Annotated in this window: 14 protein-coding genes and 1 pseudogene; 8 read left to right on the forward strand and 7 right to left on the reverse strand. The window is 71.1% G+C overall.

All coding sequences use genetic code 11. The features are described from left to right. Positions 1 to 48 precede the first annotated feature (48 nt). From QSK32_RS19795 to QSK32_RS19810, 4 genes and pseudogenes are all read left to right on the forward strand, one after another. Positions 49 to 1218, forward strand: coding sequence for an FAD-dependent oxidoreductase (locus tag QSK32_RS19795; RefSeq protein ID WP_285472709.1), 1170 nt, complete (start codon positions 49 to 51; stop codon positions 1216 to 1218). A 200-nt stretch (positions 1219 to 1418) separates the two neighbouring features. After that, the gene (icmA, locus tag QSK32_RS19800) at positions 1419 to 3092 is read left to right on the forward strand and encodes a coenzyme B12-dependent isobutyryl-CoA mutase large subunit (RefSeq protein ID WP_045742445.1); all 1674 of its coding nucleotides are present in this window, start codon (positions 1419 to 1421) and stop codon (positions 3090 to 3092) included. Between the two features lie 73 nt (positions 3093 to 3165). Next, a complete protein-coding gene (locus QSK32_RS19805; protein ID WP_045742446.1) occupies positions 3166 to 4122 on the forward strand; it encodes a tetratricopeptide repeat protein in 957 nt (318 codons plus the stop codon). 10 nt (positions 4123 to 4132) lie between these two features. Beyond that, positions 4133 to 5030 (forward strand): annotated as a pseudogene (locus tag QSK32_RS19810) (arginase family protein); the annotation flags it as partial. 1272 nt (positions 5031 to 6302) lie between these two features. Here the strand turns inward: QSK32_RS19810 and QSK32_RS19815 are convergent. Next, entirely contained in the window at positions 6303 to 8207 is a 1905-nt protein-coding gene (locus QSK32_RS19815; protein WP_045742448.1) for a penicillin-binding transpeptidase domain-containing protein, read from the reverse strand. A gap of 199 nt (positions 8208 to 8406) precedes the next feature. Between QSK32_RS19815 and QSK32_RS19820 the strand changes: the two genes are divergently transcribed. After that, complete coding sequence (locus QSK32_RS19820; protein ID WP_285472710.1) at positions 8407 to 13356, forward strand: NAD-glutamate dehydrogenase; 4950 nt, start codon at positions 8407 to 8409, stop codon at positions 13354 to 13356. 423 nt (positions 13357 to 13779) lie between these two features. Here the strand turns inward: QSK32_RS19820 and QSK32_RS19825 are convergent, their stop codons facing one another. The 4 genes from QSK32_RS19825 to QSK32_RS19840 form a co-directional block, all read right to left on the reverse strand. Next, the gene (locus QSK32_RS19825; protein ID WP_045742450.1) at positions 13780 to 14517 is read right to left on the reverse strand and encodes a TetR/AcrR family transcriptional regulator; all 738 of its coding nucleotides are present in this window, start codon (positions 14515 to 14517) and stop codon (positions 13780 to 13782) included. Further along, entirely contained in the window at positions 14498 to 14923 is a 426-nt protein-coding gene (locus tag QSK32_RS19830; RefSeq protein WP_045742451.1) for a thiol-disulfide oxidoreductase DCC family protein, read from the reverse strand. The genes QSK32_RS19825 and QSK32_RS19830 overlap by 20 nt, the downstream gene beginning before the upstream one ends. Then, positions 14920 to 15351 (reverse strand): hypothetical protein, encoded by a 432-nt coding sequence (locus tag QSK32_RS19835; RefSeq protein ID WP_285472711.1) that lies wholly within the window; start codon positions 15349 to 15351, stop codon positions 14920 to 14922. Before QSK32_RS19835 ends, QSK32_RS19830 begins: the two co-directional genes overlap by 4 nt. A gap of 202 nt (positions 15352 to 15553) precedes the next feature. Further along, positions 15554 to 17002: a glycoside hydrolase family 3 N-terminal domain-containing protein gene (locus QSK32_RS19840; protein WP_285472745.1), complete on the reverse strand. Its 1449-nt coding sequence runs from the start codon at positions 17000 to 17002 to the stop codon at positions 15554 to 15556. A 173-nt stretch (positions 17003 to 17175) separates the two neighbouring features. Here QSK32_RS19840 and QSK32_RS19845 point away from each other — a divergent pair, with 173 nt between their 5' ends. From QSK32_RS19845 to QSK32_RS19855, 3 genes are read left to right on the forward strand one after another with little or no spacing between them, the layout of a single operon-like run. Continuing rightward, the gene (locus tag QSK32_RS19845) at positions 17176 to 18354 is read left to right on the forward strand and encodes an ROK family transcriptional regulator (protein ID WP_045742453.1); all 1179 of its coding nucleotides are present in this window, start codon (positions 17176 to 17178) and stop codon (positions 18352 to 18354) included. Further along, positions 18351 to 19229, forward strand: a complete 879-nt coding sequence (locus tag QSK32_RS19850; protein WP_425394646.1) for an ABC transporter ATP-binding protein — start codon at positions 18351 to 18353, stop codon at positions 19227 to 19229. Before QSK32_RS19845 ends, QSK32_RS19850 begins: the two co-directional genes overlap by 4 nt. Continuing rightward, the gene (locus QSK32_RS19855) at positions 19230 to 20129 is read left to right on the forward strand and encodes a ribokinase (RefSeq protein WP_285472712.1); all 900 of its coding nucleotides are present in this window, start codon (positions 19230 to 19232) and stop codon (positions 20127 to 20129) included. A gap of 101 nt (positions 20130 to 20230) precedes the next feature. On the opposite strand, the gene QSK32_RS19860 is transcribed toward QSK32_RS19855, so the two are convergent. Beyond that, on the reverse strand, positions 20231 to 21136 hold the full coding sequence (locus QSK32_RS19860) for a methyl-accepting chemotaxis protein (RefSeq protein ID WP_045742456.1): 906 nt from the start codon (positions 21134 to 21136) through the stop codon (positions 20231 to 20233). Then, positions 21133 to 21675, reverse strand: coding sequence for a PAS domain-containing protein (locus tag QSK32_RS19865; protein WP_045742457.1), 543 nt, complete (start codon positions 21673 to 21675; stop codon positions 21133 to 21135). The genes QSK32_RS19860 and QSK32_RS19865 overlap by 4 nt, the downstream gene beginning before the upstream one ends. Positions 21676 to 21684 lie beyond the last annotated feature (9 nt).

Genomic DNA, 21684 nt, shown 5'->3' on the forward strand with positions numbered 1-21684 from the left:
GCAGCTTAGGCCTTGACGATTCTTAGTCATCTCATCAATAGTCATCTTATGACTAAAAAAGCGATCGTCATCGGGGGCGGCATCGCGGGTCCGGTCGCCGCCCTCGCCCTGCACCGGATCGGCTGGCAGCCGCGCGTCTACGAGGCCCGCCCGGCCGACAGTGACGAGCGAGGCGCCTTCCTGACCGTCGCGGTCAACGGGCTGGCGGCCCTCTCCGCACTCGACCTCGACCCGGCACATGTGCTCGCCGCCGGGTTCGCCACCCCCACCGTGGAGATGAGCAACGGCCGGGGCCGCCGCCTCGCGGTGCTGCCGCTGGGCGGTCCGACCCCGGACGGGATCACCAGCACCACCATCCGCCGTGGTGACCTCTACGCCGCCCTGCGCGCCGAGGTGGCCGCTCGGGGCATCCCGATCGAGCACGGGCGGCGGCTGACCGGCTTCACCGAGACGCCGGACCGGGTGACGGCCGTCTTCGCCGACGGCACGACCGCCGAGGGCGGCCTGCTGATCGGTGCCGACGGTCTGCGCTCCCGGACCCGGGCGGTGCTCAACCCGGGCGGTCCGGAGCCGGCGTACGTGGGCCTGCTCAACGCGGGCGGTTTCACCTCCCGGTCGGTCGAGACGGCTCCGGACCGGCTCGTCCGGATGGCCTTCGGGCGCCGGTCGTTCTTCGGCTGGGTGACCGCGCCCGGTGGCGAGACCTGGTGGTTCGCCAACCCGCCGAGCAGGCGGCCGGTGCGGCCCGGCGACTTCACGCCGGAGTCCTGGCGGGCGTACCTGCTCGGCCTCTTCGCCGATGACGCCTTCCCGGCCACCGAGATCATCCGGGCCACCGACGAGATCCTCGGCCCGTGGAACACCGAGGACCTGCGCCGGGTGCCGGTCTGGCGGTCCGGCCGGGCGGTCCTGCTCGGCGACGCGGCACACGCCGTCTCGCCGTCGGCCGGGCAGGGCGTGTCGATGGCGATCGAGGACGCGGTGACGCTGGGCCGCTGCCTGGACCGGTCGGCCGTCGTCCCGGAGGCTCTCGCCGCCTACGAGGGTCTACGGCGTACGCGAGTGGAGCGGGTGGTCCGGCAGGGCCGGCGCAACGGCAGCGGCAAGACCGCCGGGCCGGTCGGGTCGGCGATCCGGGACGCGATGTTCCCGGTGGTGATGCGGATGCTGTCCCGCAAGGGTGACCCGCAGGCCTGGATCCTCGAGCACCGCGTCTGAGAGACGGGGAGCCCCGGCAGCGTGGCGGACGCTACCGGGGCCGGGGAAGGGATGTCCGCGTCCCACTGTGGCGTCCGGGTGGCCCCCGGGCAACAGGGAAACCCCTGGTCGGATAGACATTCTGCAGATGCCACTCATATCGACCATCACAAGTGGGTCATAGCCTTAGCGATCGTTCAGTTCTGTTCTACGATGACGGCATGGACGCCGCCGAGATAGCCGCCGGCCGGGAACGCTGGCAACGCCGCTACGACGCCGCCCGCAAACGGGACGCCGACTTCACCACGCTCTCCGGCAGCCCCGTCGACCCGGTCTACGGGCCACCGGACGGCACCGCACTGCCCGGCTTCGAACGCATCGGCTGGCCGGGCGAATTCCCGTACACCCGAGGTCTTCATCCGACCGGATATCGCGGACGGACCTGGACCATCCGCCAGTTCGCGGGGTTCGGCAACGCCCGGCAGACCAACGAGCGCTACAAGATGATCCTGGCGGCCGGGGGCGGCGGCCTCAGCGTCGCCTTCGACATGCCCACCCTGATGGGGCGCGACTCGGACGAGCCGCAGTCACTCGGCGAGGTCGGCCACTGTGGTGTCGCGATCGACTCGGCCGCCGACATGGACGTCCTGTTCGACGGCATCCCGCTGCAGGACGTCACCACCAGCATGACCATCTCCGGTCCGGCGGTGCCGGTCTTCTGCATGTACCTGGTGGCCGCCGAACGTCAGGGCGCCCAGATCGGCAAGCTCGACGGCACCCTGCAGACCGACATCTTCAAGGAGTACATCGCACAGAAGGAGTGGCTGTTCGAACCGGAGCCGCACCTGCGCCTGATCGGCGACCTGATGGAGTACTGCGCCGCCGAGATCCCCCGCTACAAGCCGCTCTCGGTCAGCGGCTACCACATCCGGGAGGCCGGGTCGACCGCCGCGCAGGAGCTGGCCTACACGCTCGCCGACGGTTTCGGATACGTCGAGCTGGGCCTCTCCAGGGGCCTCGACGTGAACACCTTCGCCCCGGGCCTGAGCTTCTTCTTCGACGCGCACGTCGACTTCTTCGAGGAGATCGCCAAGTTCCGCGCCGCCCGCCGGATCTGGGCCCGGCACCTGCGTGACGACTACGGCGCCACCAGCGAGAAAGCGCTCTGGCTCAAGTTCCACACCCAGACCGCGGGCGTCTCGCTCACCGCCCAGCAGCCGGTCAACAACGTGGTCCGCACCGCGGTCGAGGCACTGGCGGCGGTGCTCGGCGGCACCAACTCGCTGCACACCAACGCCCTCGACGAGACCCTCGCCCTGCCCACCGACGAATCCGCCGAGATCGCCCTGCGGACCCAGCAGGTGCTGATGGAGGAGACCGGGGTGGTCAACGTGGCCGACCCGCTCGGCGGCTCCTGGTATGTCGAAGCCCTCACCGACCGGATCGAGGCCGAGGCGGAAGAGATCTTCACCCGGATCCGTGACCTCGGCCACGACGGCAGCATCACCCAGGGCATCCTGCGGGGCATCGAGGACGGCTGGTTCACCGCGCACATCGCCGAGGCCGCCTTCACGTACCAGCAGTCGCTGGAGAAGAACGCGAAACGGGTGGTCGGCGTCAACGCCCACACCGGCACCGTCGCCAAAGACCTGGAGATCCTTCGTGTCTCCCACGAGGTCGAGGTGGTGCAGCGGCGCGAGCTGGGCGCTCGCAAGATCGACCGCGATGGGGTACGCGTCGGAGCCGCGCTGGACCGGCTGCTGGCGGTGTCGCGCACCACCGAGAACATGATCCCCGCGATGCTCGACGCGGCCCGGGCCGAGGCCACCCTGGGAGAGATCTGCGGGGCACTGAAAGGTGAATGGGGAATCTACCGCGAGCCGGCCCGGTTCTGACGGTTGTGACGTCCGATATCGGCCGCCTGGTGGCGGCGCGAACAGCCATGACTGCGTGCGAGACTAGGTAACCATGAGCGACCCACGGACCACTCCGTCGATCTTCACCCGCGGCGCGGTCGATCTCAGCGCGCTGCGCCCCTCGGCCCCGGCCAAGCCGGCCGAGCCGAGCCGTCCCGCCACGAATGGCGACGCCCCGGCCGAGGGTCTCCCCGGCGGCGGCGGCCCCGGCCTCCCGGGCACGGTCCCGGGCCTCGCCCCGGCGACCATCATCGAGGTCACCGAGGACAACTTCCAGACCGTCGTGCTGGAACAGTCGCTGACCATCCCGGTCCTGCTGGACTTCTGGGCCGAGTGGTGCGGGCCGTGCAAGCAGCTCTCCCCGGTCCTGGAACGACTCGCGGCCGAGGGCGGCGGCTCCTGGATCCTCGGCAAGGTCGATGTGGACGCCAACCCGCGTCTCGCCCAGGTCTTCCGGGTGCAGGGCATCCCGATGGTGCTGGCCGTCATCGGCGGCCAGCCGGTCGAGGGCTTCACCGGCGTCCTCCCCGAGGCACAGATCCGCCAGTACATCGACGCGGTCCTCAACGCCGCCGGTGTCAGCGTGGCCGCCCCGGAGGACCCGCGCCTGGACGCCGCCGACGACGCGCTGATGACCGGCGACCTGGACGCGGCCGAAGCGGCCTACCGGAAGATCCTCGCCGAATCGCCGGCCGACACCGCCGCCGAAGCGGGACTCGCCCAGGTCGAGCTCTACCGCCGGATCGGCGACGCCGACCCGTCCGCCGCGCTCGCCAAGGCCGAGGCCGACCCGGACGACATCGAGGCGCAGCGCCTCGCCGCCGACGTCGAGGTTCTCAACGGGCAGGCCGACAAGGCCTACGCACGGCTGGTCGCCGCGGTCCGCCGGTCGGCAGGCGACGAACGCGACGCCGTACGCAAGCATCTGTTGTCGCTCTTCAGCATGGCCGGCCCGGACGACCCGGCGGTGGCAGGCGCGCGTCGCGCGCTCGCCAGCGCCCTCTTCTGAGCCCTCGACAATCGGAGAAGGGGAGGGCGTCGTGCGCCGCATCGCCGTTCTGGACGCACCGTCCAATCTCGGCCTGCGCCCGCCGACCGCGACGTCGGTGCCAGGCTGCGGCAAAGCGCCCGGCGCCCTCCGCGATCAGGGCCTGCTGACCCGGCTCGCCGCCCGGGACGCGGGCTGCCTCACCCCACCCCGCTACGACCCCGGCGACTGGCGACCCGGCGACGGCGTCGCACACGCCCCGGAGATCGCCGCCTACTCGAGGGCCCTCGCCGACCGGATCGGCGCGATCATCGACGGCGGCGAGTTCCCGGTGATACTGGGCGGGGACTGCTCCATCCTGATCGGCGCCGGCCTCGCCATGCACCGCCTCGGTGAGGCGGTCGGCGGGCGGGTCGGCCTGGTCTTCGTCGACGGCCACTCCGACTTCCGGCACCCGGGCAACGCCTCCTACGTGGGCGCCGCCGCGGGCGAGGACCTGGCCCTGGTGACCGGCCGCGGCCAGGCGAACCTGGCCGCGATCGAGAGCCGCCGGCCCTACTTCCGGGACATCGACGTGGTCGTCCTCGGCATCCGTGCCCAGGACGAGTACCGCCTCGACCTGCAGGCCGCGGGGATAGTGACCCGGCCGGTGCCCGCACTGCGCGCCGAGGGCGCGGCCCGCAGTGCCCAGTGGGCCCGCGACCAGCTGGTCGACTGCGCCGGGTACTGGGTGCACATGGACGTGGACGTCCTCGACCCGGCGGTGATGCCGGCGGTGGACGCGCCGGACCCGGGCGGCATCGCCTTCCCCGAACTGGAACTGCTCCTCAGCGGCCTGGTCGAGTCCCCGCACTGCCTGGGCGTGGAGATCACGGTCTTCGACCCGGACTACGACCCGGACGGCCGCTATGCGGCGGAGATCGCGTCCGCGGTGGTGAGCGGACTGTCGGCGGTGCGGGCGACGGACCGGCCGGACCTGGTGGCGGCCCGCGAGGACCTGGCGACGCCGCTGTTACCCGTGGTCATCCCCGAGGCGGACGTCGTTCCCAAAGCCGTTCCCGACCCGGTGGCTGTCGTGGCTCCCGAGGTGGCCGTCGAGCCTGTGGCCCGTGCTGAGCCTGAGGTCGACGCCGATTCTGAGGTCGGCGCCGAGCCTGAGGCTGTCGTCGAGAACGGGGAGCCGGTCGGCGAGGACGGGTCCGCTCAAGATCTTGTGGCTGAAATAGATCAGTCGGCGGATCAGTCGGACGGGGATGAGTCCGGGCCGTCCGACTCTGAACCGGCCGTCGTGGATCCCGCTGAGGGTGCTGCCGAGTCCTTCGAGGGCGGGGCGGCGGCCGGCGATTCCCTCGATGGTGAGACCGACGCTGTCGAACCCGCCGATGAGATCGCCGAGCCGGTGGATCAGGTCACCCAGCCGGGGGATGAACTCGCCGAGCCCGCGGATGAGTCGGCTGAGCCCGAGGATGAGTTGACCGAGCCCGCGGATGAGCCGGTCCGGCCCGCGGATGAGTTGCCTCGGCCTGAGGATGAGCTGGCGCAGACTGTGGATGATTTTGTCCCGACTACGGACTCCGCCTCGGTCGCCGAACCCGACATATCCGATGAGTCCACCGCGGCTGACGAGGCGGAACGGGTGGTTCCCGTGACGGCGACCGCCGATCCCGGAGAACCGCGGCGGCCTGACATCCGCCTGCTCAGCCGGCCGTTGGGCTCCGCGCCGCTGCTCGATTCCGAACCGTTGCCGGCCACCCGCCCGGGAATGCTCCGTCCCCGTCCGCCGATGGATCCGCCTGCCGCCGGCGCTCTCTGGAACCCCTACATCCCCGGCCCCGGTCTCCCGCCCGGCGCAGCCTGACTTCCCTCCCACGGTCCGACTCTCCGTGCGGCCCGGCGGCGCCGATTCCCGGACGGCTCTGCTGATGAAGGTGTTGCCGGGACCATCGAGCGGCGTTCGCCGGATCGGCGTGCCGCGCGGAAATCTGCTGGGTGAGTGCGTGCCGGGCGAGCCGGGCCGGCTGAGCCGGGGATGCCACAGCACCGCGTCCATGGACCTCGCGCCAGTGCCGGACAGGCCCGCCGCCCGTGCCGGACACGCCTGCCGCCCGTGCTGGACGCGCCCGTGCCAGACGCGCCCGTGCCGGACACGCCTGGACATGGAGAAGCCGGGGCCGATCGGCCCCGGCTCTGTGGTGGGGGAACTACTTGTTCAGGGTGGTCAGGAAGCGCTTGGCGATCGGGACGGCGGCCTCGGAACCGGCGCCGCCCTTCTGCACCATCACGGCGAACGCCACATCGCCCTGGTAGCCGACGAACCAGGCGTGCGTCTCGTCGGAGCCGGTCTTGAACTCGGCGGTGCCGGTCTTGCCGTGGACGGGCTTGCCCTTCACATCTTTCAGGGACTTACCGGTGCCGCTGGTGACGACCTCGCGCATCATCGCGCGCAGGGCGGTCACCGCCTCCTTGTCCAACTCGGGTCCGGCGGTGCCGGGCTGGGCGGGTGCCGGGTCGAGGACGAGTTTCGGCGGCTGGAACCGGCCCTTGGCCACCGCCGCGGTGGCCACCGCCATGGTCAGTGGGCTGACCACGGTGCTGCCCTGGCCGAAGACGGCCGCGGCGAGTTCGGTGGCGGTGCCGCCGTCGGAGACCTGGCCGGCGTACGTCTCGACGCCCAGGTCGTAGCTGGCGCCGATGCCGAGTGCCGTGGACGCCTCCTGCAGTCCGGCCGCGGTGAGTTTCGGGGCGAGGCTGACGAACGCGGTGTTGCAGGACTTGGCGAAGTCGGTGTGGAAGGGGACCTTGCCGAGTTCGAAGTCGTTGGAGTTCTTGAACTCGCGGTCGTTGACCTTGATCGACTTGGGGCAGTTGACGGTGGTGTCGGCGGTGACCACCTTCTTGGACAGCACCCCGTACGCGGTGACCACCTTGTACGTCGACCCGGGCGGTACCTGGCCGCTGAGCGCCGTGTTGACGCCGCCCGCGTCCGGCCCGTTGGAGGTGGCCAGCACCGCGCCGTCGCTGATCCGGACGGCGACCAGGGAGCTCGGTTGTTTCTCGGCGGCGGTGGCGGTGTCGGCGGCGTTCTGGACCGCCGTGTCGATCGTGATCTTGACGGCTTTGCCGGCGACCGGGTCCGCGGAGAAGATCTTGGTGTCCTCGGTGGTGCCGTCCGCGGCCTCCTTGGCGATCACCACGGCCATGCCGGGGGTGCCGCGGAGCACGTCGTCGTACTTCTGCTGGATGCCGCCGTGTCCGGCCTGGTCGCCGACGACGAGGGTGTCCGGGCGGGCGTCGATGTCGTCCTTGGTGGCGGCGTCGACCGTGCCGAGCAGGGCGCGGGCGAACACCCGGGTGGGGGCGAGCAGTCGCGACTCCTGGCGGAAGACGGTGCCGTCGAGTCCGCGTACATCATCTCTGATCTTGGCGTAGTCGGTGGCCCGCAGGGTGAGCACATCGAGGAAGGCCCCGGGGTCCGCCTTGCCGGCCCGGTCCGCCAGATCACTCAGGTCGAGGTCGACGTCGATCTTCTTGAACGCCGCGACGAGACCCTTCTCCAGGGCCGCCTGATCGGTGATCTTCTCCGGGCTGACCCCGACCACGACGACGTCGTGCGGTCCGACCAGTGCCTTCCCGGTCGCGTCGACGACACCCGCGCGGTCCGCCGCGACCCGGCGCAGCCGCAGCTTGTCGCCGCTGGTCAGCTGCGGCTGGAGCAGGGCGGGTTCCCAGATGATCTGCCAGTCGCCGTCCTTGCGGATGCTGCGGACCGTGCTCTGGTACGTCCACGGCACGTCCCCCGGCAGGGTCCACCCGACGTTGATGGGGGTGCTGGCGTTGTCACCGGTCTCGGTGGTGGCGCCGGCCACCTTCACCTCGAGCGGCTGCTGATCGAGGTCGCCGTAGAGCTCCCGGATCTTGCTGAGCACGTCGGCCGCCGCGATCCGGCCACCCTCCGCGGTGACGAAGGCGAGTTCGTTGACGTCGCCGCTCTTCCACCCGGTCAGGAATTCCTGGACGACGTCCTCCGGCGGATCGGAGGAACAGCCGGCCAGTCCGCCGGCGGCGATCATCAGCAGAGTGGCGAATCCGGCCGTGGAGCGGCGCATGAGTGTCCCTTCCCGTGGGCAGCAGAAGGAACCGTAGTAGGCACGCGCCCGTCACGGGATACCGCAGTGGTTTATACGGCGCATAACAGCACATCGGCGTGCTGGCACACCCGGGGTGTGAGATCCGTCCCGCCGGGCGAACTACTCTGTGCGAGACACGTTCGAACCCACAGTGCCGTGGGTGAGGGGAGCGCTGGACATGGCTGTCACCGACCAGGCAGCGACTGATTCTGATCAAACCGAGCCCGATCAACTCGTGCCCGGGCCCGGGACCGCCCTGACCGGGCGTCTGGGCGCCTCGAACGACTCCACGGAGGGCGAGCTCGACCAGCCCCTGCCGGACGCCGAGCGTCTGGTGGCGCAGGCGGTCCAGCGGGCCGGCGACGACCACACCACCGCTTCGCTGATCGACCGCTTCTGGCGGTTCGCACCGGACGAGGAGCTGGTCGGTTACACGCCCGAGGAGATGTTCGAGGCCGCGGTTCAGCATCGGGAGCTGGCTCGAAACCGTCTGCCCGGCGAGCTGAAGCTCGCCGTGACCGAGCCGATGGGCGCGCAGGGCCACACGATCCTGCAGATCGTCATCGACGACATGCCGTTCCTGGTCGACTCGGTGATAGCGCTGCTGACCGCGCACAACCTGCAGGTCTACCTGATGGTGCACCCGCTGATCGTGGTGCGGCGCGAGCCGTTGGGCGCGCTCGCGGAGCTCGAGGCCGAGGTCGAGCCGGACGACGCCATCGAGGGCGACGTCGTGGAGAGCTGGATCCGGATCGAGATCGACCCGGTCCGCCGGGCGGACGCCCGCGAGCAGTTGATCAACGATGTGCGCCGGGTGCTCACCGACGTGCGCGACGCGGTCGAGGACTGGCCGCGGATGCGCCGGAGCGCCGAGACCATCGCCGACGAGCTGGCCGCCTCCTGCGAGTCGCCGCGCCGGCTGCCGGTGCCGGACAAGGACGTCACCGACTCGATCGAGCTGCTCCGCTGGCTCGCCGACGACCACTTCACGTTCCTCGGCTACCGCGAGTACAAACTGGACGGCGGCGTCCTGACCGCGGTGCACGGCACCGGGCTGGGCATCCTGCGCGGGGACAGCAAGCCGCGCAGGATCTCCGACGAGATGGCCGCCGAGGCGTACGCACGTGCCCTCGAGAAACGCCTGCTGGTGATAACCAAGGCGAACTCGCGGGCCACCGTGCACCGCTCGGCGTACCTCGACTACATCGGGGTGAAGGTCTTCGACATCAATGGTGAGGTGGTCGGGGAACGGCGCTTCCTCGGGCTCTTCTCGTCGTCGGCCTACCGGACCAGTGTCCGCGAGCTTCCGGTGGTCAAGCGCAAGGTGATGGAGGTGATGGACCGGTCCGGTCTGTCGCCGCGCGGCCACTCCGGCAAGGACCTCCTGCAGATCCTGGAGACGTATCCCCGGGACGAGCTCTTCCAGATCAAGACCGATGACCTGTACGAGGCGGTCATCGGCGTGCTGCGGATGGCCGGCCGCCGGCAGTTGCGCCTGTTCCTGCGCCGCGACGGGTACGGCCGGTTCATCTCCTGCCTGATCTATCTGCCCCGGGACCGGTTCACCACCGGCAACCGGCTGCGCATGCAGGAGATCCTGCTCCGCGAGCTGAACGGTGTCGGCGTCGACTACACGACCCGGGTCACCGAGCGGATGCTGGCGCGGGTGCACTTCATCGTGCGGACCGACCCGGCCGACCCGCCCGGCCCGCAGGACCCGAACGTGCTGGCCGAGCAGCTCGCCGACGCCACCCGGATGTGGGACGACGACTTCTCGCTGGTGCTCGAACGCAAGCTCGGCGACGAACCGGCGAAGGACCTGTTCAACCGGTACTCCGCGGCGTACCCGGAGAGTTACAAGAACTCCCACACGCCGTACGAGGGCATGCAGGACCTGGCCAAGCTGGAACTGCTCGAGGAGCCGGGCCAGCTCTCCATGCACCTGTTCCGGCGCCGGCGGCTGGGCTCGGACGGCACCCCGGAACCGGACGAGCGCGACGTGCGTTTCAAGGTCTACCGGTACGGCGAGCCGATGATGCTCTCCGCCGTGCTGCCCGTCCTGCACTCGCTGGGTGTCCAGGTCACCGACGAGCGGCCGTACGAGATCCGCCGTCCCGACGGGGTCATCTACCTCTACGACTTCGGTCTGCTGCCGCCGTCCGGCCACCGCGAGCTGGCCGAGGTCCGTCCCCAGGTGGAGAACGCGTTCGCCGCCACCTGGCGGGGCGAGGCCGAGGTGGACGGCTTCAACGAGCTGGTGCTGCGGGCCGGTCTCACCTGGCGGCAGGTGGTGGTGCTCCGGGCGTACGCGAAATATCTCCGCCAGACCGGAAACGTCTTCTCGCAGCGTTATCTCGAGTCGACCTTCACGGCGTACCCGGAGATCGCCCGTCTGCTGGTGCAGCTCTTCGAGACCCGGTTCTCGCCGGCGTTGCAGGTCGAGGCGGCCGAACGCGGTCGCCGGGCCGGTGAGCTGCACGATCAGATCACCGAGCGGCTCGACCAGGTGGACAGCCTCGACCAGGACCGGATCCTGCGGTCCTACCTGACGCTGATCGGGGCCACCCTGCGGACCAGCTTCTTCCAGCGTGGGGCGGAGGGCCGTCCGAAGTCCTACGTGGCGTTCAAGCTGGACCCGCAGGCCGTCCCGGACATGCCGCAGCCCCGCCCGAAATACGAGATCTTCGTCTACTCGCCGCGGTTCGAGGGTGTGCACCTGCGGTTCGGTGCCGTCGCCCGCGGCGGTCTGCGCTGGTCGGACCGGCGGGAGGACTTCCGTACCGAGGTCCTCGGCCTGGTCAAGGCGCAGATGGTGAAGAACTCCGTGATCGTGCCGGTGGGCGCCAAGGGCGGCTTCGTGCTCAAGCAGAAGCCGGGCGACCGCGACGAGGCGGTGGAGTGCTACAAGCGCTTCATCACCGCGCTGCTCGACGTCACCGACAACATCCAGGGCGGCAAGATCGTTCCGCCGGAGGACGTGGTCCGGCACGACGGCGACGACCCCTACCTGGTGGTGGCGGCGGACAAGGGCACCGCGACGTTCAGCGACATCGCCAACGAGATCTCGGTCCGCAAGGACTTCTGGATGGGCGACGCGTTCGCCTCCGGCGGTTCGGCCGGCTACGACCACAAGAAGATGGGCATCACCGCCCGCGGCGCGTGGGAGTCGGTCAAGAAGCACTTCCGTGACCTCGGCATCGACACCCAGACCCAGGACTTCACCGTGGTCGGCGTCGGCGACATGTCGGGTGACGTGTTCGGCAACGGCATGCTGCTGTCGGAGCACATCCGGCTGATCGCGGCCTTCGACCACCGGCACATCTTCCTGGACCCCGACCCACAGGCCGACATCTCGTACGCGGAACGCAAACGGCTCTTCGACCTCCCGCGTTCCTCCTGGGCCGACTACGACACGTCCCTGATCAGCGAGGGCGGCGGCGTCTACCCGCGCAGCGCCAAGTCGATCCCGGTCAGCCCGCAGATCCGCGAGCGGCTGGGCCTCGGCGACGCGGCGGTGGTCAGCCCCGGCGAGCTGATGCGCGCCATCCTCAAGGCGCCGGTCGACCTGTTCTTCAACGGCGGCATCGGCACCTACGTGAAGGCGGCCTCCGAGTCGCACGCCGAGGTCGGTGACAAGGCCAACGACGCGATCCGGGTCAACGGCGCCGACCTGCGGGTCAAGGTGGCCGGCGAGGGCGGCAACCTGGGCCTGACCCAGCGCGGGCGGATCGAGTTCGCCCGGGCCGGCGGTCTGGTGTTCACCGACTTCATCGACAACTCGGCCGGCGTGGACTGCTCCGACCACGAGGTCAACATCAAGATCCTGCTGGGCGGGGCGGTCGCCGACGGCGAGATGACCGTTCCGGAACGCGACGAACTGCTCGCCCAGATGACCGACGAGGTCGGCGCCCTGGTGCTGCGGGACAACTACGAGCAGGCGATGGCACTCGGCAACGCCCGGTCGCAGGCGCACTCGCTGCTCCCGGTGCACCGCCGGATGCTCAAGTCGCTCGAGGAACGCGGCGTGCTCAACCGGGAGCTGGAGGCTCTGCCGTCGGACAAGGAGCTCGCCGCCCGGTACGAGTCGGGCGAGGGTCTGTCGGCGCCGGAGTTCGCGGTGCTTCTCGCGTACGTCAAGATCTCCTTGGAGCGTGAGGTCCTCGCCGACGAGCTCGTCGACGAGAGCTGGACCACCGAGGTTCTGACCCGGTATTTCCCCACGCCGCTGCGGGAGCGTTTCGCCGGGCGGATGGCGGGTCACCGGCTGCGCCGCGAGATCATCTCCACGGCGCTGGTGAACGAGATCGTCAACCGGGGTGGCACGTCGTTCGTCCACCGGGCGATGGAGGAGAGCGGGGCGTCGGGCGCCGACGTGATCCGTGCCTACGTGGTGGTCCGCGACGTGTTCGGTCTGCGCGACATCTGGGCGGCCGCCGAGGCGCTGGACAACAAGGTGGCCACCTCCGCGCAGACGCTGGTCTTCCTGGAGACCCGGCGCCTGCTCGACCGGGCGGTCCGCTGGCTGGTCAGCACCCGGCGTTCGCCGATCGACGTGGCCGGTGAGATCGCCAAGCTCGGCAGCGGCGTGTCCCGGCTGCTGCCCGAGTTGCCGCGGGTGCTCGTCGGCACGGAGCAGCAGGCCCTGGAGCGGCGTGCGGACACGCTCGCCGGCAAGGGGGTCCCCGAGGACCTGGCCGGGCGGATCAGCCGGGTGTTCTACGGGTTCGGCCTGCTCGACATCCTGGAGACGGCCGCGGCCGTCGAGAAGGACCCGTTCGAGGTGGCCCAGGTGTACTTCGTGCTGTCCGCCCGGTTCGGGGTGGACACGCTGCTCTCGCACATCTCCCGGCTGCCGCGCAACGACCGGTGGCAGACGCTGGCCCGGATGGCGCTGCGTTACGACCTGTACGCGGCCCTCGCGGCCCTCACCGCGGAGGTGCTCCAGTCGACGGCGTCGGAGACGTCCGCCGAGGACCGGGTGTCCGAGTGGGAGCAGAAGAACGCGGCGTCCATCGCCCGCGCGTCGAACGCGATGGGCAACGTCGAGGATTCGCCGGCCGACCTGGCGGCGCTGTCCGTCCTGTTGCGGCAGATCCGCACCCTGGTGAAGACGAGTTCCGCAGCCTGAGACGACCGGTGGCGGCCCCGGCAGCGGGGCCGTCACCGTCCAGCTGTGCCGCCTTGTCCAGCTGTGCTGCCTTGTCCAGCTGTGCCGTGTTGTTCAGCAGGGCCGGTGGTGCACTGCGCTGCGAGGGCCGGCGGGATTCGCCGCGGCGTGCGGTCACGAGAGTGAGGTTCGGTGAACCGGGCTGCGGCGACTGCTCCCGAAGTCCTGCCGCGCCCGGTTCACCGTCTGCGTCGCGGTTCGAGCTGGTCCCGAGCCGAGATCCGCGACGTCCCCAGATCCACCTGCAGACATGACGCTACGTGATCCCCAGGCGTCGCCAAAAGCTCTCCGTAGCCGAAGTGACCGTTCGGCCGACCCCACCCCACCTCAAATTTCCGGATATTTCCGACAAATTGAGCTGCATGGCTACGGGCTGTGATGGAGCTAGTCGTCGCGCTGCACATCTTTGATCAACGCCAGCACCTGCCGGAGGGCCGGCCTGAGCACCCGGAGCCGTGACAACGAGACCAGCCGGTCGACCAGCGGCACCGCGCCGTCGATCAGCCGCTTGGTGCGCCGCTGATCCGGCGAGCTGTCGTAGACCCAGAAGAGGATCACCCCCATCCAGGACAGCCAGAGCAACTCCGGCAGTGCCGCCCGCAACTCCGGATCGACTTTCGCGTCCGAGCCCTCCACCACGTCCCGGAAGATCGCGATGGCCGCCTCGCGGGCCGGTGACGACGCCGACGAGAACGGGCTCAGCGGCGACGTCGGCTCGGCCGCCGACTTGAAGAACGTCGCGGCGAACGAGTGGTAGGGCTGGTTGGCCTCGATGCCCGCGTGCAGCGCCCCGCGCAGCCGGGCGGCGAAGTCGCGCTCGGTGGCCAGCAGCGGCGCGACGGCCGCCCGGTGCACGACCTGGTTCCGGTCGTAGAACCCCTGGATCAGGTGTTCCTTGGAGTCGAAGTAGTAATACGCGTTCCCGACCGCGACCCCGGCCTCCTTGGCGATGGCCCGCATCGTCGTCTCCGTGTAACCCCGCTCGCGGAACAGCCGTAGCGCCGTCTCCAGGATCAGCTGCCGGGTCTGCTCGCCGCGTTCCCGCCGGGCCGCTCCGGCCCGTGAGCGCGGTGGTGCGGCGTCGGGCTCGGGCTTCTCCGGGTCAGCGGCAGGTGTCGTCACAGGCCTCACCGTATCCGGGCTCCCTGGTGGACCTCCGCACGGACGCCGCCCCGGCGATCACCCGGCGGGCCAGTGGGAGCATCGCCGGCGTGGACAGGCGTTCGGCCAGGCCCCGGTAGTCGGCGAGCGCCCACAGGCAGGCCAGCCAGGCGCCGTCGGCGGCGTACACCGCACCGGTGTCCGCGATCACGGTGAGGTCGCGCAGCGTGGCGTCGTGGTCAAGGGCGGGGAAGCGCTGCCGGGCCTCGTCCGATCCGGCCGCCAGGAAGTGCAGCGGCACGAGCTGGGCGCGGGCCTCCAGCCAGCGGCGGGCGGCCCGGCAGATCGGGCAGGCGTCGTCGGAGAGCACCACGAGACAGCCGATCCGGCCGGCCCCGTGACCGGCCGGATCGGCGAGAACGGTCATCCTCGGGCCGGTGCCGTCGGCGGCAGGTGCGGGCCGGCCGGCGGCAGGTGGGTCACCGGCGGCAGCGGCGGGACCGGTTGCGTCTGGCGCAGGCGGCTCCGGCGGTAGCGGCCGAGGAGCCACACGTTGCACAGGTGCAGGACGCCGAGGACCAGCAGCACCAGCCCGATCTTCAGCGAGAGCGACTCGAGCATCGTGCTGAGGCTGCCGATCGTGCTGTCGGACTGCATCACGACCGCCACGAACCCGAGGTTGAGCAGGTAGAACCCCATGGTCAGGAGCTGGTTGACGGCCCGCGCGAGCCGGGTGTCGGCGAAGACGTCCTCCAGGAAGATCTGCCCGTTGCGCGACAGCGTGATCGCCACCCACACGGTCAACCCGACGCTGATCGCCAGATAGACGAGATACATCGCAGCCTTGTGGTCCACGGCCGCCTCCTTGAACGCGTTCAACTAGTGACCTCATGAACGTAGACCCTCTGTTGAACACGTTCAAGTGCAGACCTCGAAGATCTTCGGGGGTACGCGTCGAGCCCTCCACCACCGCGACCACACCTCCCGGCGTGGCCGCGTGGGCGCAGGCCGCCCGCCGGGTCGCGGCCGCGGGGCGCCGCCCGGCCCCCGCCGGTGGTCAGGCCAGGTGCAAGGCTTCCGCCGCGGCGCGGCCGTTCGCCAGGCTGGCGCCGTACGTCGTCAGGAACAGCCGGACGCCGACCGGACGCCACGACGACGGCCAGCCCATCTCGACCACGCCGACCGGTCGCTCCACCGCCAGTTTCTCGATCAGCCCGCGGATCGCGGGCGAGCGGTGGATCCGGCGCCCCACCAGCACGATCGGACGGTCACCGGCCCGGGCGGCCAGCGACTCCAGAGTCGTCGACGCGGCGACCACCTCGACGACCTCGGTCCCGTTCAGGTGCGGTCCGAGACCCCACGGCACCCGGCCCTCGGCGATCGAGTGGCCCGCGACGAACTGCACCACCAGCGGCGACGCCAGCTCCGCCACCGAACCCTCGACGAGCAGGGCACGCCGGGCGGCCGCAAGGCCGAGCTCCGGGTCGTGCGCGGTGACGGCCCGCGGGCTCGCGCTCCACGCCGCCAGGGCCGCGGCCCGGGCCGCCGCGTCCTCCAGCCGATCGAGTCCCAGCCGCCCGTCCCCGGTCGCCGCTGCGATCTCCGCGGCCACCGCCTCGACCAGTTCCCGGTTCACCTGGGCGCCGATGCAGAGCAGGTCGGCGCCGGCGTCCAGCGCGGCTACCGCGGCCTGCGGGATCCCGCCCGCCACCGCCGCGGCGCCCCGCATCTCCAGGGCGTCGGTGACGATCGCGCCGCGGAAGGCGTACTCGCCGCGCAGCAGGCCGCTCAGCGCCTCGCGGCTGAACGTGGCCGGCCGCTCGCCGGTGAGCGCCGGAACCCGGATGTGCGCGCTCATCACGGCCTGCGCCCCGGCGGCCACCGCCGCGGCGAACGGTGGCAGGTCCCGCTCGCGGAGCACGTCGAGCGGCACGTCCACGGTCGGCAGTTCGAGGTGGGAGTCGGTGACCGTGGCGCCGTGGCCGGGGAAGTGCTTGGCGCACGCGGCCACGCCGGCCACCTGCAGTCCGGTGACCGCGGCCGCGCTGTGCCGGGCGACCAGGTCCGGATCGGCGCCGAACGAGCGGGTGCCGATGATCGGATTCTCCGCGGCGGTGTTGACGTCCACGGTCGGCGCGAGGTTCAGGTTGATCCCGGCGGTGGCCAGGTCGGAGCCGATGGCGGCGTACACCCGGCGGGTGAGTTCGGGGTCGTCGACCGCGCCGAGCGCCGCGTTACCGGGGTACGGGCTGCCGGTCCGGTGCCCGAGCCGGGTGACGTCGCCGCCCTCCTCGTCGATCGCGATCAGCGCGTCGGGACGGGCCGCACGCAGGTCGGCGGTGAGCCGGGTGAGCTGGCCGGGATCGGTCACGTTGGCGCCGAACAGGGTGTGCCCGGCCAGCCCTTCGGCGAGCAGTGCGCGGGCCCAGTCCGGTGCGGACGGGCCGTCGAACGCGGCGAGCAGGGTGCCCAGCGCGAGTCTGCGGAGTCCGGGGTCGGTCGCCATGTGTTCCTCCGGGTGCGACGGCAGTGGCCGGTACGGCCTGCGAGCTGCCATGATCGCTCGGAGTCGATGGGGCACCCTCCGGCTCCGCGGCGTCGCCTACCGTTACGCTTCCGCTGCGTGTTCAGCGTCGACACTGTAACAGGAAAGATTCCTTAGTATTAGGGGACAACGCTATGGCAGCCACCCGCCTTCCGGGCACGCCCCGGTTGCTGCGCGCCCTCAACGACCGTGCGGCGCTGGACCTGCTGCTCACCCGCGGTCCGCTGACCCGGGCACAGCTCGGCGAGATGACCGGTCTCAGCAAGGTCACCGCCTCCCAGCTGGTGGAACGCCTGGAGGAGCGCGGACTCGTACGCCGGGTCGGTGAACAGGCCGGCGGACGCGGGCCCAACGCCCAGCTGTACGCGGTGACCCCCGGCAGCGCCCACGTGATCGGCGTCGACGTCGGACCGGACTGCGTCGTGGCCGCCTGCGCCGACATCACCGGCGCGATCGTCAGCCGGGTCGAGCAGAGCACCAAGGACACCGACGACCCGGTCGGCGTGGTGCACAACGCCGTGGTCCAGGCCGCGGGCGAGGCCGGCACCGACATGTCCTCGGTCCGCCGCGTCGTGCTCGGCACCCCCGGACTGGTCGACCCGGTCTCCGGCGAGATCTCGTTCGCCCACGACCTGCCCCGCTGGCAGCGCGGGCTGCTCGCCGAACTGCGCCGCGACCTGAGCACCCCGGTCTTCTTCGGCAACGACGTGAACCTCGCCGCGGTCGCCGAATCCGGCACCGGCGCGGCCGCCGGAGTGAGCGACTTCGCCCTGATCTGGATCAGTCGCGGCGTCGGCCTCGCCACGGTCATCGCCGGCCGCCTGCACCAGGGCGCCACCGGTGCCGCCGGGGAGATCGGCTACCTGCCGGTGGCCGGCGCCGAGGTGCCGCACAACGCGTCCCGCCGCGGGGTGAAGGGCGCGTTCCAGGCCCTGGCCGGTGCGGACGCGGTCCGGGCGATCGGCAAGCAGTACGGCTTCCGCGGCGCCGAGGCGTCCGACGTGGTGCGTGCCGCGGTCGCCGCCGGCCCGGCCGGTGAGCCGGTGCTCGACGAACTGGCCCGCCGCCTGGCGCTCGGCGTCGCCGCCACCTGCGTGGTGCTGGACCCGCCACTGGTGGTGCTGGCCGGCGAGGTGGGCCGGGCCGGCGGTCCCGAACTGGCCGAGCGGGTGGAACGCGAGGTCGCCGCGATCACCCTGGTCTCGCCGCGGATCGTGGTGACGCAGGTGGCCGCCGAGCCGGTGCTGCACGGCGCGCTGCGGACCGCACTGGACGCCGTCCGGGACGAGGTCTTCGGCTCGACGACGGACTGACCGGGATCGCTTCCGGCACGCCGTCGGGCGTCTCGGCAGGCGCGTGGTTGGATGGACGCGTGCCTGAGTCCGCCGTATCCCTTCCGCCCGACGAGGACACCGTCATCGCGTTCGATCGCGTCAGCGTGGTCCGCAGCGGGAACTTCTTGATCAACAGTCTGTCCTGGCAGGTCGAGCTGGACGAACGCTGGGTCGTGCTGGGCCCGAACGGCGCCGGCAAGACGACCCTGCTCAACCTCGCCTCGGCCGGTCTGCACCCGTCCACCGGCACGGCGTACGTGCTGGGCGAGAAGCTGGGCCGCACCGACGTCAACGAGCTGCGCACCCGGGTCGGCATCACCACCGGCCGTCTCGCCGACCGGATCCCGCCCGGCGAACGGGTCCTCGACGTGGTCGTCACCGCCGCCTGGTCGGTCGTCGGCCGCTGGCGCGAGGAGTACGACCCGCAGGACGAGGCTCGGGCCCGGGAACTCCTCGCCCAGCTGGGCATGGCGTCGCTGGTGGACCGCGAGTTCGGCACCCTCTCCGAGGGCGAGCGCAAGCGCACCCAGATCGCCCGGGCGCTGATGACCGACCCCGAGCTGATGCTGCTCGACGAGCCGACCGCCGGGCTGGACCTGGGCGGCCGGGAGACGCTGATCGGCCACCTGACCGAGCTGGCGCTCGACCCGGACGCCCCGGCGATGGTCGTGGTCACCCACCACGTCGAGGAGATCCCGCCCGGCTTCACCCACGCGCTGCTGCTGCGCGAGGGCACCGTGGTCGCGGCCGGTCTGCTCGGTGAGGTGCTCACCGCGGACAACCTGTCGAAGACGTTCGGCCTGCCGCTGGTGGTCGACCGGTTCGGCGACCGCTACACGGCCCGGGCCGGCTGAATGACCCCGCGGGTCGTCGTCGCCGGCAGCGCGAACATGGACCTGGTCGGGCTGGCCGAACGCCTGCCCCGGCCGGGTGAGACCGTGCTCGGCGACGACTTCGTCATGATCCCGGGCGGCAAGGGGGCCAATCAGGCCATCGCCGCAGCCCGGGCAGGCGGGCAGACGGCGTTCCTCGGCGCGATCGGGTCGGATGCCTTCGGTGTCACCCTCAACGCGCGGCTGGACGCGTCCGGTGTCGACATGAGCCGGGTCCGCACCAGTTACGGCTCGTCCGGCGTCGCGGTGATCATGGTGGACCGGGCCGGGGAGAACTCGATCCTGGTCAGCCCGGGGGCGAACCGCTCGTTCACCGGCCTCACCGACGACGAGACCGCGACGATCGCCGCCGCCGACGTCCTGCTCTGCCAGCAGGAGATCCCGCTGGAGACGGTGTTCGCCGCCCTGCGCGCCGGCCGGGCCGGCGGCACCCGCACCATCCTGAACGCGGCTCCGGCCCGTGACCTGCCGGCCGGCCTGCTCGACGAGGTCGACCTGCTGGTGGTCAACGAGACCGAGGCGCACGAGATCACCGGTGGCGCGGCCGGCGGTGACGTGATGGCCGCCCTGCTCGCCCTGGTACCCCGGGTGGTGCTGACGCTCAGCGGTGCCGGCTCCCGGTACGCCGACCGCGACGGTGCCGACGCGCACGTCCCGGCGTTCCGCGTCGAGGTCGCCGACACCACGGCCGCGGGCGACGCCTTCACCGGCGCGCTGGCAGTGGCCTGGGGCGAGGGGCGCGACATCCTCGACGCGATCCGCTGGGCCAACGCCGCCGGCGCCGCCTGCGTGCGCAAGGTGGGCGCCAGTTCCGCGCTCCCCACCCGCGACGAGATCGAGTCGATCTACCACGCGGCCTGATCCGTCCACGCGGCCTGATCCGTCCACGCGGCCTGATCCGTCCACGGGCCCGGCCCCGGATGAGCCCGGCCCCGAACGAGCCGTGGTTGACGGTTGGGTGGTCAGGAGGCCCGGGCGGTCACCAGGAAACGCTGGACCTCCACCTTGAGGACATCGGCGAGCTGGGTCAGGCCACTCTCCTCGGTCGTCTCGCCGCCCTCGACGGCGAACGCGATCCCGTCGATCAGCCCGCTCATCTCCTTGATCTTGTCGGTGACCGAGCGGAGGACCCGGACCGCGTCCGCGGACGCCTGCTGCACCGCGTCGACCTGGTCCATGATCTCGCCGCTGGACTCGCCGGTCTCGTTGGCCAGGGTCTTGACCTCGTTGGCCACCACCGAGAAGCCGCGACCGGCGGCGCCCGCGCGGGCCGCCTCGATCGACGCGTTCAGGGAGAGCAACTGGGTCTGCATGGCGACCCGGTTGATCAGGTCGACCGCGTGCCGGATCTGACCGGAGCAGCGCCGTAGCTCGGTGACCGTCTCCAGGCCCTGTTCGGCGTCGGTGACCGCGTGCCGGGCGAAGTCGGAGAGCCCGCTCGCCGAGCGTCCCATCTCCACGGCCGAGGTGGAGATCTGCTCGGAGACGGAGAGCACCGTGGACTCCAGCTCGTCGGCGAGTGCCAGCCGGGCCTTGGCCGCCTCCCCGATCTTCGCGGCGTTCTCGCTCATCGCGTCGCCGGAGTTGCTGATCTGCTCGGCGGCCCGGCGGTACGCCCCGCCCATGCCGGCGACCAGGAACCGCCTGTGGAAGTCGCCGTTGGCGCTGGCCGCCGACGACGCCCCGGCCTCGCGGACGAACGCGTCGGTCCGGTCCAGCAGTTCGTTGATGGCGAGCCGGGCGTCCATCGCCGCCTCGGATTCGCCGAGCGGGGGCACCCGCGCCTCGAGATCGCCACCGGCGCCGCGACGGCACACGTCGGCGATCATGTAGAGCGCCTCCTCCTCGGTCTCCACCTCACGGCTCATCGGCGTCCTCCTGTGGCGAGTTCCCAAACCAGTTCGTCGTAGGTGCGGCCGCGTTCGGCGAGCACCTGGTCGAGGGCGGCGCTGCCGGCCATCGTCGCGTCCTGCGCCCGGTCGTGGCGGCGTTCCGCGTTGCGCAGCACCCCGTACAGCTCCTCGACGGCGGTGATCGCGGCCCGGGTCGGGACCCGGCGGTTGGAGTGGTACCCCACCACCCGTCCGCTGTCGTCGAAGGAGGGTGTGACGTGGGCGAACACCCAGTACTGCGCGCCGTCGGAGGCGAGGTTCACGACGTACGCGAAAATCTCCCGCCGGTCCTTGAGGGTGTCCCAGAGCAGTTTGAAGACGGCCCGGGGCATGTCCGGGTGACGGATCACGTTGTGCGGCTGTCCGACCGCGTCCTCCTCGTCCAATGCCGAGATGCGCAGGAAGACGTCGTTCGCATAGGTGATCACACCGCGCGTATCGGTCTTCGTGACGATCAGCTCGTTGTCGCTGAACGTCCGTTCCTTGCCCGTAGGGCGTACCCGAGTGGCCTTCATAGTGCCTTC

It is taken from the genome of Actinoplanes sp. NBRC 101535 (assembly GCF_030269225.1).
GTDB lineage: Bacteria > Actinomycetota > Actinomycetes > Mycobacteriales > Micromonosporaceae > Actinoplanes > Actinoplanes rectilineatus.